General features: G+C 42.5%; 11 protein-coding genes and 2 tRNA genes. 9 read left to right on the top strand and 4 right to left on the bottom strand.

What is annotated here, in order from left to right:
* Positions 1–134: 134 nt before the first annotated feature.
* Both IQO02_RS15225 and IQO02_RS15220 read left to right on the top strand, forming a co-directional pair.
* Positions 135–208 (top strand) — tRNA-Cys (locus IQO02_RS15225).
* Between the two features lie 51 nt (positions 209–259).
* Positions 260–335: transfer RNA gene (locus IQO02_RS15220), tRNA-Gly, on the top strand.
* A 221-nt stretch (positions 336–556) separates the two neighbouring features.
* On the opposite strand, the gene IQO02_RS15215 is transcribed toward IQO02_RS15220, so the two are convergent.
* Both IQO02_RS15215 and IQO02_RS15210 read right to left on the bottom strand, forming a co-directional pair.
* A complete protein-coding gene (locus tag IQO02_RS15215; protein WP_010429877.1) occupies positions 557–865 on the bottom strand; it encodes an AzlD family protein in 309 nt (102 codons plus the stop codon).
* Positions 862–1,593, bottom strand: coding sequence for an AzlC family ABC transporter permease (locus IQO02_RS15210; RefSeq protein ID WP_016789131.1), 732 nt, complete (start codon positions 1,591–1,593; stop codon positions 862–864). The genes IQO02_RS15215 and IQO02_RS15210 overlap by 4 nt, the downstream gene beginning before the upstream one ends.
* An 899-nt stretch (positions 1,594–2,492) precedes the next feature.
* Here IQO02_RS15210 and nirB point away from each other — a divergent pair.
* From nirB to cobA, 4 genes are all read left to right on the top strand, one after another.
* On the top strand, positions 2,493–5,051 hold the full coding sequence (nirB, locus tag IQO02_RS15205; RefSeq protein WP_102282421.1) for a nitrite reductase large subunit NirB: 2,559 nt from the start codon (positions 2,493–2,495) through the stop codon (positions 5,049–5,051).
* 15 nt (positions 5,052–5,066) lie between these two features.
* Positions 5,067–5,390, top strand: a complete 324-nt coding sequence (nirD, locus tag IQO02_RS15200; protein ID WP_016792855.1) for a nitrite reductase small subunit NirD — start codon at positions 5,067–5,069, stop codon at positions 5,388–5,390.
* Positions 5,391–5,524: 134 nt separating this feature from the next.
* The gene (locus IQO02_RS15195; protein ID WP_016796331.1) at positions 5,525–6,340 is read left to right on the top strand and encodes a formate/nitrite transporter family protein; all 816 of its coding nucleotides are present in this window, start codon (positions 5,525–5,527) and stop codon (positions 6,338–6,340) included.
* Between the two features lie 333 nt (positions 6,341–6,673).
* Positions 6,674–7,450, top strand: a complete 777-nt coding sequence (gene cobA, locus IQO02_RS15190; RefSeq protein ID WP_016767164.1) for a uroporphyrinogen-III C-methyltransferase — start codon at positions 6,674–6,676, stop codon at positions 7,448–7,450.
* Between the two features lie 91 nt (positions 7,451–7,541).
* Here cobA and IQO02_RS15185 read toward each other — a convergent pair whose 3' ends face one another.
* On the bottom strand, positions 7,542–8,093 hold the full coding sequence (locus IQO02_RS15185; protein ID WP_016792856.1) for a DUF4174 domain-containing protein: 552 nt from the start codon (positions 8,091–8,093) through the stop codon (positions 7,542–7,544).
* 236 nt (positions 8,094–8,329) lie between these two features.
* Here IQO02_RS15185 and IQO02_RS15180 point away from each other — a divergent pair, with 236 nt between their 5' ends.
* From IQO02_RS15180 to IQO02_RS15170, 3 genes are all read left to right on the top strand, one after another.
* Entirely contained in the window at positions 8,330–8,803 is a 474-nt protein-coding gene (locus IQO02_RS15180; protein ID WP_010429860.1) for an NYN domain-containing protein, read from the top strand.
* A gap of 80 nt (positions 8,804–8,883) precedes the next feature.
* The gene (locus IQO02_RS15175) at positions 8,884–9,549 is read left to right on the top strand and encodes a response regulator transcription factor (RefSeq protein ID WP_016785287.1); all 666 of its coding nucleotides are present in this window, start codon (positions 8,884–8,886) and stop codon (positions 9,547–9,549) included.
* The gene (locus IQO02_RS15170) at positions 9,546–10,931 is read left to right on the top strand and encodes a sensor histidine kinase (RefSeq protein ID WP_010429856.1); all 1,386 of its coding nucleotides are present in this window, start codon (positions 9,546–9,548) and stop codon (positions 10,929–10,931) included. Before IQO02_RS15175 ends, IQO02_RS15170 begins: the two co-directional genes overlap by 4 nt.
* Positions 10,932–11,062: 131 nt before the next feature.
* Here the strand turns inward: IQO02_RS15170 and IQO02_RS15165 are convergent, their stop codons facing one another.
* Positions 11,063–12,367 carry a dicarboxylate/amino acid:cation symporter gene (locus IQO02_RS15165; RefSeq protein ID WP_010429854.1) on the bottom strand — a complete coding sequence of 435 codons (1,305 nt, stop codon included), beginning with the start codon at positions 12,365–12,367 and terminating at the stop codon, positions 11,063–11,065.
* Between the last annotated feature and the right edge of the window lie 480 nt (positions 12,368–12,847).

Genomic DNA, 12,847 nt, shown 5'->3' with positions numbered 1-12,847 from the left:
TTGGTAGACACAAGGGATTTAAAATCCCTCGGCGTTCGCGCTGTGCCGGTTCAAGTCCGGCCCGGGGCACCATCTATTTGATTGCTACTTTTGGTAGAGATCAACAGAGTAGTTCTCTTAAAACACTCATTGAAGGCGCCTTGGCAGAGTGGCTATGCAGCGGATTGCAAATCCGTGGACCTCGGTTCGACTCCGGGAGGCGCCTCCATTCTCTTTCTTCTTTTTGCCTAGGCAAAGGGAAGAGTAGAAGAATGACAATGCGATACTAGCTCAGTTGGTAGAGCGCAACCTTGCCAAGGTTGAGGTCATCGGTTCGAACCCGATGTATCGCTCCAAATTATTCAGATATGGTAATTACGATATCTCAGTGTAAAAATCATCAACTCAAAACCAGCGAAAGCTGGTTTTTTTGTATCTGAAAATTGATAAGTTTATTAATCTTTCTATCTTCAATGGGTTATATCAGTCACTTTTAGGTATGGGGCTAGCCTTGATAGCATCGAAATATGTTATCAAGGCTTAGCTATTTGAGGGAGTGTCGTAGTATTGATAACAGCTAAAAAGATCGTACTGCCGCTGCGGCAATGATTCCTGCTGCGATTGCTGGTAGAGGTTTTTTAACGACGAACATGACGAGTGCTGTAGAAAATAGTGCCGCTCTAGCTCCGTTGTCACCTTCTACGGCAAGAGGTGTTAGAAGGGCGACTAATACAGAACCTGACATCGCTGTAATAAAACGTTGAACACGCTCGCTAATTGGAACAAATGACATGACATACACACCACCCCAGCGTGTTGCTAATGTGACTAATGCCATTGCAATGATTATCAATAATGTACCACCAACATTTGTTTCGATATTCATGATTTCTTCTCCTTCCAACAAGCTCCCAAGACTCCACCTGAGATAGCACCAACTACAACATGGCTGTTTTCAGGTAAATACCAATATGCCAACATTGAAGATGCTGCTGCTGAGGTCCAAATAGTAAAAATTCTTAAACTTTTAGGTCCAACGACGACCATGGAAAGTAAAAAACAACCCATAACCATATCGAGACCAAGGCCGACAGGATCTTGGATTGCGCTACCAAAGTATATGCCAACCCAAGTGCCAATGATCCAAAACGACCAAAGTGCTAAACCACCACCAACGAGCAATCCAAAACCGGGCTCCTTCCTCCCAAATGCATGGAGTGCCATTGCCCAGTTTGCGTCCGAAGCTATCAACATCACACCATATCGTTTTGTCGGAGGAAGTTGACGTAACCAAGGATATAGTGTCGCCCCCATCAAAAGATGACGAGCATTGATCGCGAATACGGTAATAAGAACTGGAATAAGGGGTACTTCTGCTCCCCACATATCCAACGTAGCAAACTGTGAAGCACCTGCAAAAACAAGTGTGCTCATTAACATAGTTGGAAATGCATCTAGTCCAGTTTGTACAGCAGCAACACCGAATGCGAGGCCAAATACGATCACAAACATAGAAAGAGGAAGAAGCTGTGTGAAGCCGTTCCAGACGTCGATACGTGTAAACTCGTGTAACTCAGTCGAGGAGCGTTGAAGGTGTTGAGTATTTTTTGTCATAGAGGTACCTAGCCAGCAGGCAATGGGGCAGATCCATTGAAAGATCTTGTTGTTATTTTGTAAACTGCATGTTTAACATCAATTGGTTAGGCTTTCAAACGTTATGTCGTAGATAAAATACCTGATCGGTGGCGAAGGCCGAATCTAGAAAGCTTAATTTAATCAATAACATGTCCAAACTATTAAATAAGAAATCGAGCACGCGGCTCCCTGTTTCATTCTCCTAGGAAGATCGAATAGTTTTCTTTACCTATACATGAGGGTTTGCACTGTCACAAATCGTGTATAACTCAGGGAAGGCAGTGTCTGAGTACGTGATTTAGACCAGATCAAGCTTAGTTTGAAGCGACTCATTACATCTTTGGAAATAGGCAACTGGCAAGTTTGATTCGTTGTCTCAGAACCTTGTGATGCGTCTTGAGTTGTAAAATGTCTCTTCTCAATGTCTACGGTTACTAAGCAAACAAATACACCTGTTAACTGACCGAGATGTATGTAAATGGAGTGGGGGGGAGTGTTGGAAAACAGCGGTTGTGATTCGAATCATTAAGTTATTCATATTTATACATAGTTGATCATGAAGCTGTAACCCTTTCATACCATATTACACTTCTTGTGCAATTAAATGAAAATGATTGTCATTCAATTATGTTATTGCTAATCTATTGTGAAAATTTACAACACAATGATTGATGCACTAAAGTGTATATAAAACCCCTCTAAACCCTATCAAAACTACGGTTATTCGTTTGCTTTGCGTTAAAATTAAGCACATCTACCTCTTTTGTTCTACCCCTTTCGGGTAGTTCGATTTCGTAATTGATTTACATCATATTTTCATTTTCTTTCATAATTCATTATTCGGTTAGTTAAGAAATATATAACCTTCAGGAATTCTTATGAGCAAGATGAAGCTAGTCGTAATCGGTAACGGGATGGTCGGTCATCGCTATATCGAAGATTTAGTCGAGAAGACAGATGTTGCGAACATGGACATTACTGTGTTCTGTGAAGAGCCACGTGTTGCGTACGATCGTGTACACCTTTCTTCTTATTTTTCACACCATACTGCGGATGAACTTTCTTTAGTTAAAGAAGGTTTCTACGAGAAACACGGCATTAACATGCTGATCGGTGAGCGTGCAATTAACGTTAATCGTGAGAAAAAAACAGTTTACTCGAGCACTGGCCGTGAAATTCAATACGACAAACTTGTTCTTGCTACTGGCTCTTTCCCTTTCGTTCCGCCAATTAAAGGCAACGAAGGTAAAGACTGCTTTGTTTACCGTACCATCGAAGATCTGAAAGCTATTGAAGCAACCGCTAAGAATTCAAAATCTGGTGTTGTTGTTGGTGGTGGTTTACTTGGTCTTGAAGCAGCAGGCGCTCTAAAAGCACTTGGCGTGACAACACATGTGGTTGAGTTTGCTCCTAAGTTGATGGCTGAGCAACTTGACCTAGCTGGTGGTAACCAACTTCGTCAAAAAATCGAACGTATGGGCGTAAACGTACATACAAGCAAGAACACGCTTGAAATTGCTCCTGAAGGCACTGAAGCTCGTAACGTAATGCGTTTTGCTGACGGAACAGAACTTGAAGCAGATTTTATCGTATTTTCTGCCGGTATTCGTCCACAGGACAAACTTGCTCGTCAAATGGGTTTGGGTATTGCACCTCGTGGCGGTATCGAGATCAACGATCACTGTCAAACAACGGATAAAGATATCTATGCCATCGGCGAGTGTGCGTCTTGGAACCAAACTTTCTATGGCCTAGTGGCTCCAGGTTACAAAATGGCGACTGTTGCAGTCGATCACATTGTAGGTAACGAAAGCACATTTGAAGGTGCTGACATGTCTGCGAAGCTTAAGCTTCTGGGCGTAAAAGTAGGTTCAATCGGCGATGCAAATGGTCGAACTCCAGGTTGTAAGAGCTACGTTTATCAAAACGAAGAGCAGGAAATTTACAAACGCCTAATCGTTTCTGAAGACAACAAGAAGCTTCTTGGTGCAGTAATGGTAGGGGATACTTCTGATTATGGTGATCTTCTTCAACTTATGTTGAACGAAATCGATCTACCAGAACACCCAGATGCATTGATTCTTCCTGCTCATGCGGGTGCAGAAAAACCAACCCTTGGCGCGGATTCTCTACCTGAAACTGCAGTTATCTGTTCTTGTTTCGATGTAACCAAAGGCAAGATTGCACAAGCGGTTGCTGAAGGTCATCACACAATTGGTGATATTAAAGCAGTAACAGGCGCAGGTACTGGCTGTGGTGGTTGTATCCCGTTAGTAACTTCAGTACTAAATGCTGAGCTTGCTAAAGCAGGTGTTGAAGTAAAAAATGACGTTTGTGATCACTTTGCTTACTCTCGCCAAGAGCTTTTCCATCTGATCCGTATCGAAGAAATCAAAACATTCGATGAACTACTAGAAAAATACGGTAAAGGCTACGGCTGTGAGGTGTGCAAACCTCTAGTGGGTTCTATTCTTGCTTCTTGCTGGGGTGAACACATCCTTAAGCCAGAGCTAGTGAAACTGCATGATACCAATGACAATTTCCTGGGTAACATCCAGAAAGACGGTACTTACTCAGTTATTCCTCGCATGGCGGGTGGTGAAGTAACGCCTCAAGCTCTAAGTGTTTTGGCTGATGTTGCGGCTGAGTACAACCTGTATACCAAGATCACAGGTGCACAGCGTATCGGTCTATTTGGTGCTCAGAAAGATGACTTACCAGCAATCTGGAAGAAGCTAATTGCTGCAGGTTACGAAACGGGTCAAGCTTACGCAAAAGCACTACGTATGGCTAAGACGTGTGTAGGCTCAACGTGGTGTCGTTACGGCGTTCAAGATTCAGTTGGCCTAGGCGTGATGATCGAGAACCGTTACAAAGGTATCCGTACGCCTCATAAGATGAAGTTTGGTGTATCTGGCTGTACTCGTGAGTGTGCCGAAGCGCAAGGTAAAGACTTAGGTATCATCGCAACGGATGCTGGTTGGAACATGTATGTATGTGGTAACGGTGGTATGAAGCCTCGTCACGCAGACCTACTAGCAAGCGACCTAGACCAAGAAACGCTGATCAAATACATCGATCGTTTCATGACGTTCTACATCCGCACGGCTGCGCCACTGCAACGTACTTCGGTATGGATGGATAACCTAGAAGGTGGTGTTGAATATTTACGTGAAGTCATTGTTGACGACAAACTTGGCCTTAACGATCAACTTGAAGCTGACATCGCTGGCCTAGTTGATAACTTTGCTTGTGAGTGGACTGATACTATCAACGACGAAGCTCAACTTAAGCGCTTTGCCCACTTCATCAATGCCGATGACCGTGATGAGAACGTTGTATTCGTTGATGATGGCCGTGAACAACACCGCCCAGCAACATTCACAGAAAAACACCCAGAAGCGAAGGGCGACATCCTTCACGTTGAACTGGTTTAATTGGGAGACGACATCATGGCATTTACCAAAGTTTGTAAGATCGAAGATATTATTCCAGGTACCGGTGTTTGTGCATTGGTTGGTGGTGAGCAAGTTGCTATTTTCCGCCCAACTAAAGCCGAAGAAGTGTTTGCTATTAGTAATACTGATCCGTTTTTCCAATCAAACGTTTTATCTCGTGGTTTAACGGTTGAGCACAAAGGTGAGCTTTGGGTGGCGAGCCCACTTAAGAAGCAACGCTTTAATCTCACAACTGGCGTGTGTATGGAAGATGAGAGCTTCAGCGTAAAAGCGTACAAAGTTCGCGTAACTAAAGGTGCGGTTGAAATCGCTGCTTAGTTTAACATCGACCTAGTCAGTTAAATCGCAAGATTCGATAGATCAAGGGTTCTAGTTCCCGGTATTGCCTTAATTCGGCAACTAGAACCTTTTCCTATCCAATTTTTACTTTTAACTTTTTTAAGGACAACCTTATGTCTCCTGATTTCAAACCAGCTGAATTCGTTCAAACGATGATCGATGTGGGTGAAGCTAAAACAAAGACAAGTACGCGTGATCTTCTGATTCGAAGTACAATGGCAGGTATCATTCTTTCTCTTGCTGTTGTTGTTGCTATTACAACTATCGTACAAACAGGTATTGGTATTGTTGGCGCACTAGTGTTCCCAGTCGGATTTGTTATTTTAAGTGTGATGGGTTACGACTTGGTTACTGGCGTATTTGGCTTGGCACCTCTAGCGAAATTCGACAATCGCCCTGGCATTAGTTGGGGTCGTGTTTTACGTTGTTGGGGCCTTGTTGGCCTTGGGAACCTAATCGGTTCTCTAATTGTCGCTTTCCTTGTTGCAGTATCACTAACGGGTAATTTCTCCCTTGAACCAAACGCAGTTGCTCAAAAGTTCATTGCTGTTTCTACTGGTCGTAGCTTAGGTTTTGAAAACATGGGCATGGACGGGTGGATCACGTGTTTCGTGCGCGGCATCTTCTGTAACCTAATGGTATGCCTAGGTGTGATCGGTAACATGACTGCGCGCACAGTGTCTGGCCGTGTAGCGATGATGTGGTTCCCAATCTTCATCTTCTTCGCACTAGTCTTTGAGCACACAGTAGTAAATATGTTCCTATTCCCACTAGGTATGATTCTTGGCGCTGACTTCGGTATCGCAACTTGGTTGAACTTCAACCTTATCCCAACCATCCTAGGTAACATCGTTGGTGGTCTTTTCTTAGCATGTGTTCCTTTGTTCCTAACACACGCTAGAACTGCTCCTTCTCTAGGTGCTAAGTAATTGACTACCTCTGTTGAATAGAGCTAGCAGTTAAAACAAAATTAATCAGCCCCTCGCATCATGTTTGGGGCTTTTTTGATCGTATTTCGAAGTTAAGACTTAGCCTATTGGGAGGCCTAATAACCATCGATGTTAAGGGAATCGATGATCTATTTGGGCCGTAATAGATTGTTTTGTTATATAAACTTCTATCTTGTTTAGAATTAATCGTGAAGTTTTATCGAAACAACTGGTAGTCTAGAGGTAGGGATATTGGTAACTCATAGAATTTTACTGTGGGTGGCTAAACAGAATTAAGCTTGAAATATAACAAGCTAACTTTCGGAGCAAAGCATGTCAGAAGTATCGCCATCGAATGTTAATACAGGAAACAAAGGATTTGTTTCATTAGTGGGTGCGGGTCCAGGTGATCCCGATTTATTAACGGTTAAAGCGGCGCGTGTTATTCAACAAGCCGATGTTTTGGTTTACGACCGTTTGGTATCAAAAGATATCTTGGCTATGGCAAACTCAGAGGCAGAAATGCTGTATGTGGGCAAAAAGCTAGATCACCACTGTGTACCACAAGATCAGATCAACCAACTACTTGTTACTAAAGCGCAAGAAAATAAGCACGTAGTGCGCCTTAAAGGTGGAGATTCGTTTATCTTTGGGCGTGGTGGTGAGGAGTGTGAAACACTTGCCGAAAATGACGTAAAATTTGAAGTCATTCCTGGCATTACCGCTGCAGCTGGTGCCACTGCCTATGCTGGTATTCCACTGACGCATCGAGATCATGCGCAAAGCGTTCAGTTTATTACGGGCCACCTGAAGAAGGATGGCGAAGATATTGACTGGCGTTCACTTGCTCAACACAACCACACCATCGTGTTTTACATGGGCTTAAAAGAGAGCCCTAATATTCAAAAGAATCTGTTTGAGAATGGTATGCGTGCTGATATGCCTGTTGCCATTATTGAAAATGGTACACGTAAGGAACAGAAGGTGTTTCGCGGTGGGCTAAGTGACTTGGCGAATTTAGCTAGTCAGGCAAAAAGCCCAGCTTTGATTGTTGTAGGCAGTGTCGCTCAACTTCATGAAAAGCTAGCTTGGTTTAAAGAACAAGTTTAGCGTGTAACTGGTAACTGGTAACTGGTAACTGGCTCAATCCTTAATTAAGTCAATAGATAGCCGACTTGCTCTCAGGTTGACTAAAAGCGGATTAAATACTGCAGCGGCTATTTTGTCGCTGCATTTCTTGCTGTCTCATTGGCATCTCGTCAATGAGGTTGGTAAGCAAATTCCAATCTGTTTTTCCATTCCATCTATGTTTTTCTTTTCCGTCTTTTCCTATTAAAACAGCCGTATGTGACCCTTTAGGGATCTGATAGCTGTTGGTAACGGCCTTTAGATTGAACTCTTCATTTAGCCAAGTCGGAACGGTGTAACCACTTTCTGCAATTACCATGACGACGACATCTCGCTCGTCCAATTGACAATTATTAATTAGAACTTCGTTTAAAAAGTCTTTAACCACTGAGTCTTCAGTGGGAGCAAAATAAATCACACTTCGATGTGGTAAAACTTTTGAATGAGAGTAGACAGGATAAGCAAAGGCCGAGTTGATCGTTAAGCTCATAATTAATACCGTACTGATAGTCAGTAGTGTTAGTAGCGAAAACCACCAACTTGTGTTGTATGAATCGCTTGTTCCTCGCCATCGGCTTGGTAGGACGATGTTTGAGAATGATTTGAGTATCTGTCGTTGTTGCATAGCCAAACTCCATTTAATAAGCCTTTGCTCAAGAGCGAACTAACAACTCTCTCTATAAAGTGTAGAATCCAACACCACTACATTCCAATTCTATCGGGGAACATCGAGCATAGATCGCTTTGGTATAGGTGAACTTACGTTAACGATAGCCAACAGGTTCATTTTATTAAATAAAGCGACTCGCATTTCACAATTGAATAGAATAGGGTATACGGAAAATCTAAAGGTATGAATTTATGGAAAATATAGCAATTTTGGTCGACGTTCAGAACGTTTACTATACGACACGCGATAAATACCGTTCTAACTTCGACTATAACCAGTTTTGGTATGTTGCCACGGAAGGACGTAACGTAATTGCAGCCAATGCCTACGCTATCTCTAGTCAAGATCCTAAACAGCGTCAATTTCACCATATTCTTCGCGGTGTTGGCTTTAATGTGAAGTTAAAACCGTTTATCCAGCGCCGAGACGGCAGCGCAAAAGGGGATTGGGATGTAGGCATTGCGTTAGATGCGATAGAACTTGCCGAGACGGTTGATACAATTGTTTTGGTATCAGGTGATGGTGATTTCGAAATCTTGGTTGAACGAATTAAAGAGCGCTTTGGTAAACCTGTTGAAGTATACGGCGTTCCCGGATTAACGGCTCAAAATCTTATCGATTCTGCCTCAAAATTTGTACCGATTGAAAAAGATTTCTTACTATAAGAGAAATCTCGCATTTTATAATTGAAATCAATAATAACGATAATTAGAATGCAAACTATTATTATTTATCGGTTTGTATGATGTCGCGCGTTTTAGTTGTTGATGATGATATTCAGTTATGTGAATTGTTGGGTGAAGTGTTGGAGAATGAAGGGTATCACGTCGATACCGTTCATTGTGGTGAGTCTGCGCTTGAGTTTATCCAATCTCATCCCGTTGATTTAGTCTTGCTTGATGTAATGCTACCTAACCTCAGTGGGATACAAGTGGCAAGACGCATTTGTCAGCGTTTCGCAACGCCCATTCTCATGTTGACGGCTCTTAATGATGACGCTTCAATGTTAGATGGTTATCAAGCTGGCGCAGACCAATACATAGCCAAACCTTTCAACGTTCCTGAGTTGTTGACTCGCATTAAGGTTATCTTACGAAGAGTAGGATTTGAACGTCAGAGGCAATCTTTGGCTTCATCCAATCAGGGATTAGGCGAGCAGTTGGCTCGTTTACCGTTAACCGGTACTGAAAAAGACTTGCTCGATTATCTCGTTAAAAATGATGGCATCGTTGTCTCCAAATCTGATCTCCAAATCCATGTACTTAAGAAAGAACTGTGTCCTTTTGATCGTAATTTGGACATGCATATCAGCAATATACGCCGAAAGCTTGTGCAGGCGGGCTTGTCAAAACAACATATTAAAACTGTTCGTGGTAAAGGTTACAGTTACCTAGAGTCGTTAGGAGCATGAGTAAAAAACTGCTGCGTTGTCCTGACTTTATCGCCAAGCGTAAAGATGGTTTAACATTCCAACTTTTCTCGTACCTGACGATTATCATTATCAGCATTTTTATTTTCCAAGCTGTAGCTGAGAAGGCCTTGATGAAGGCATTACTAAAAGTCCCAGACTCTGTGAAGCACGAGATGCTAGACCTCGCATATCAAGCTAATGTGTTAATCGAAGAAGGGGACATGGATGAACTTGCCGACTGGGCAAACGCTCAGCAGTATTACCTATTTGTTTTGGGAAAAGACAATCACCCGATCACACATAGGCACATGCACCCACACTTTGAATTCAAGTTGCGTTTCTTAAGAACGTTAGATCATCAATTGGATGCCGTTGTGAATCGGCCGATATTTGGCCTACCTTTAAATGACGGTAAAAGCCTAGTTATCCAATTACCGCACCGGTTCCATCCCGCTAAGTCGTTTGGTTTGTACTCGTCCTTAATGAAGGTCTTTATCGCTTTCATCATCCTGTCTTTGTTCTCTTTAATTATGGCGCGTAGGCTACAACAACCTTTGGATCGTTTGCGAGAAGCGAGTCGACGTTTAGCGGAAGGTGACTTTTCGGTACAAGTCGTCTCTGAATTGAAATCAAATACACGAGAATTTAATGAATTAGCAGTGGATTTTGATCACATGACGTTTGAGATCAAATCTCTCGCAGAGAAGCAGCGTCGATTAATACGAGATGTCTCTCATGAACTCAGGACTCCATTAGCAAGGCAGAACCTCGCATTGCACTTATTGCGTAATAAAGTTGATGAGAAGAGTATAGGCTTACTAGATCGTATGGAAAGCGAAACAGAAGAGATGAATAAGCTGGTGGGCGAAATACTCGAGTTTAGCCGCTTAGAAACCTCTCGTTATGATTCCAAATTTAGCCTGATGCACCTCGAGCACTATTGCTCGATGTTGATCGCGCAGATGCAAAACGACTTAAAACCGAATCAAACTTTGGTTAGTGATCTAACGATGCCTACGCCGATGGTTAACGTTGATGAGCGACTGCTTTTAAGAGTTATTGGAAATTTGGTTGGTAATGCTATTAAGTACGCTGGCGAGAATGCTCATATCGTTATATCAACGCGCGAACTCGTTATCGATAAAAGTTACAGTGTCATATGTGTAGAAGATGATGGTGAAGGCATTCCTCATAGCAAGATTGCAGGCATTTTTGACCCGTTTACACGGATAGAGTCAGCCAGAGATAAACAATCCGGTGGTTACGGCTTAGGCCTTGCGATTGTTAAAGAAGCAATGGGCGTGATGAATGGGCACGTTACTGCTGAGAATAGAGACAGTGGAGGCCTTAGAGTAAACCTGATGTTCCCAATCGCCGATTAGCTGCCCGTCCCTGTAAAACAATACACAATAAAAAACGCCACTGCAGATGCAGTGGCGTTTTATTTTTATCAGCTAAGGCATAGCCATTAATTACGCCTTAACTTAAAAGCAAGAGCATCAAAGAAGCTAGATTATGCCTGTTGGCGTGCTAGTTTAACTTCTTCTTCTTTCTCGCCAGCTGCTGGGTCGTTAAAGCGAGCTTCGTCGAAAGAACCTTCAGACTTCGCAACGATGATCGTTACGGCACTATCACCTGTGATGTTTACTGCTGTACGAATCATGTCAAGAAGACGGTCAACACCCATGATAAGCGCGATACCTTCAAGCGGTAGGCCTACTTGGTTCAATACCATCGCCAGCATAACAAGGCCAACACCTGGAACACCCGCTGTACCAACAGACGCTAATGTCGCCGTTAGGATAACCATCAGGTAGTCACCCATAGTAAGGTCAATGTTGTATGCCTGTGCGATAAACGCTGTCGCAACACCTTGCATGATAGCCGTACCATCCATGTTCACAGTTGCACCTAGGGGTACAGTGAATGATGCTACTTTATTGTCTACACCCATGCGGTTCTTAGCTGTTTCCATTGTTACTGGAATGGTTGCGTTCGAAGAAGCCGTTGAGAATGCAAACATGATTGCATCTTCCATCTTACGTAAGAACGTAATAGGACTTAAACCGGTGAAACCTTTCAACATCGCACTGTAGGTAACCAAACCGTGCAGAAGTAGGGTACCAGCAAGCACTAAGAAGTATTCTGCTAAGTTCCAAATTGCACCTAAGCCAAGACCTGAAAACAGTTTTGCCATTAAGAAGAACACACCGTAAGGAGCTAGGTTCATTAGTAGCGCTACTAGCTTCATGATAACTTCATTCAGATCTGAGAAAACCGCAGCGATACGTTCGCCTGGCTTACCTGCAGCACTAATAGCAATACCAAACAACACGGCAAAAACGATAACTTGCAGTGTTTTTCCTTCAGCCATCGCCTGGATAGGGTTAGTAGGGAACATGTCGATGATGACTTGACCCAAAGATGGTGCGTCCGCTGACTTGAAAGAGCTTGCAGCAGTAAGATCTGCACCTGCTCCTGGCTGGAATAAGTTACCGATAGTCAGAGCCAGTGTGATAGCAACGGCAGTCGTACCGATATAAAGTGCTAACGTCTTACCGCCCATACGACCAAGAGTTGATAGGTCTTTCAGTGAGCTTGTACCACACACTAGTGAAACGAAGACTAGTGGAACAACAAGCATTTTCAAACTGGCGACAAAGATTTGTCCGCCTACTTCAAAGAGTCCGTTAACGATGTAGTTGTTAACAAATCCGCTGTCTGCAAAAAGAGATTGAATGGCAAATCCCGTAAATATACCTACGACCATACCGAGGATAACTCGTCCAGTCAGAGACATAGGTTTCTTGGTATTCATTTAGAACACTCCTTATTATTTATAACTTTGACACCTTTTCAAAGTGAGCAGGAGATTAGCAGTCGGTTGATTAAATCGAAAAACAAAAAATTGCTTAGGCATTATAGATGTGATCAAAATCACTGATAAATTTGTAAAATAAACAAGTGTAATTAAATTTATTCACTATTTATTTACATTTATCGAGGCTTTTATACATAAAAACATCGTTTCAAAGGTAGTAAATAAGATAGAAGGTTTTCTTATCGGTTTTGGGATTGGATTGATGGAGCAAATAACCTTGTAATAAAGTGTTGTGCACTTATTTGTGAATGAATCATTAAGTCAGAGGATTAAATGATGTGTTGAACGACAATTTCTGGTGGAGAGGACAAAGTCTTTCTAAGCGCTTTACAAAACTTTACGAATGCAAAGAATGTAAATTTAATGCAAATGGTAATAATTATCACTTATATTCACCTCCGAAATGACTCAGTGGTA

This window comes from Vibrio sp. OPT24, assembly GCF_015163545.1.
In the GTDB taxonomy this organism is placed as follows: Bacteria; Pseudomonadota; Gammaproteobacteria; order Enterobacterales; family Vibrionaceae; genus Vibrio; species Vibrio cyclitrophicus.
This window is presented reverse-complemented; position numbering and strand designations above follow the sequence as displayed.

Excerpts from the sequence above, each read along its gene's own strand:
- IQO02_RS15185 (WP_016792856.1), bottom strand. The coding sequence starts at position 8,093 with ATGCAACAACGACAGATACTCAAATCATTCTCAAACATCGTCCTACCA.
- nirB (WP_102282421.1), top strand. The coding sequence starts at position 2,493 with ATGAGCAAGATGAAGCTAGTCGTAATCGGTAACGGGATGGTCGGTCAT.
- IQO02_RS15215 (WP_010429877.1), bottom strand. The coding sequence starts at position 865 with ATGAATATCGAAACAAATGTTGGTGGTACATTATTGATAATCATTGCA.
- IQO02_RS15175 (WP_016785287.1), top strand. The coding sequence starts at position 8,884 with ATGTCGCGCGTTTTAGTTGTTGATGATGATATTCAGTTATGTGAATTG.
- IQO02_RS15170 (WP_010429856.1), top strand. The coding sequence starts at position 9,546 with ATGAGTAAAAAACTGCTGCGTTGTCCTGACTTTATCGCCAAGCGTAAA.
- cobA (WP_016767164.1), top strand. The coding sequence starts at position 6,674 with ATGTCAGAAGTATCGCCATCGAATGTTAATACAGGAAACAAAGGATTT.
- IQO02_RS15210 (WP_016789131.1), bottom strand. The coding sequence starts at position 1,593 with ATGACAAAAAATACTCAACACCTTCAACGCTCCTCGACTGAGTTACAC.
- nirD (WP_016792855.1), top strand. The coding sequence starts at position 5,067 with ATGGCATTTACCAAAGTTTGTAAGATCGAAGATATTATTCCAGGTACC.
- IQO02_RS15195 (WP_016796331.1), top strand. The coding sequence starts at position 5,525 with ATGTCTCCTGATTTCAAACCAGCTGAATTCGTTCAAACGATGATCGAT.
- IQO02_RS15165 (WP_010429854.1), bottom strand. The coding sequence starts at position 12,367 with ATGAATACCAAGAAACCTATGTCTCTGACTGGACGAGTTATCCTCGGT.
- IQO02_RS15180 (WP_010429860.1), top strand. The coding sequence starts at position 8,330 with ATGGAAAATATAGCAATTTTGGTCGACGTTCAGAACGTTTACTATACG.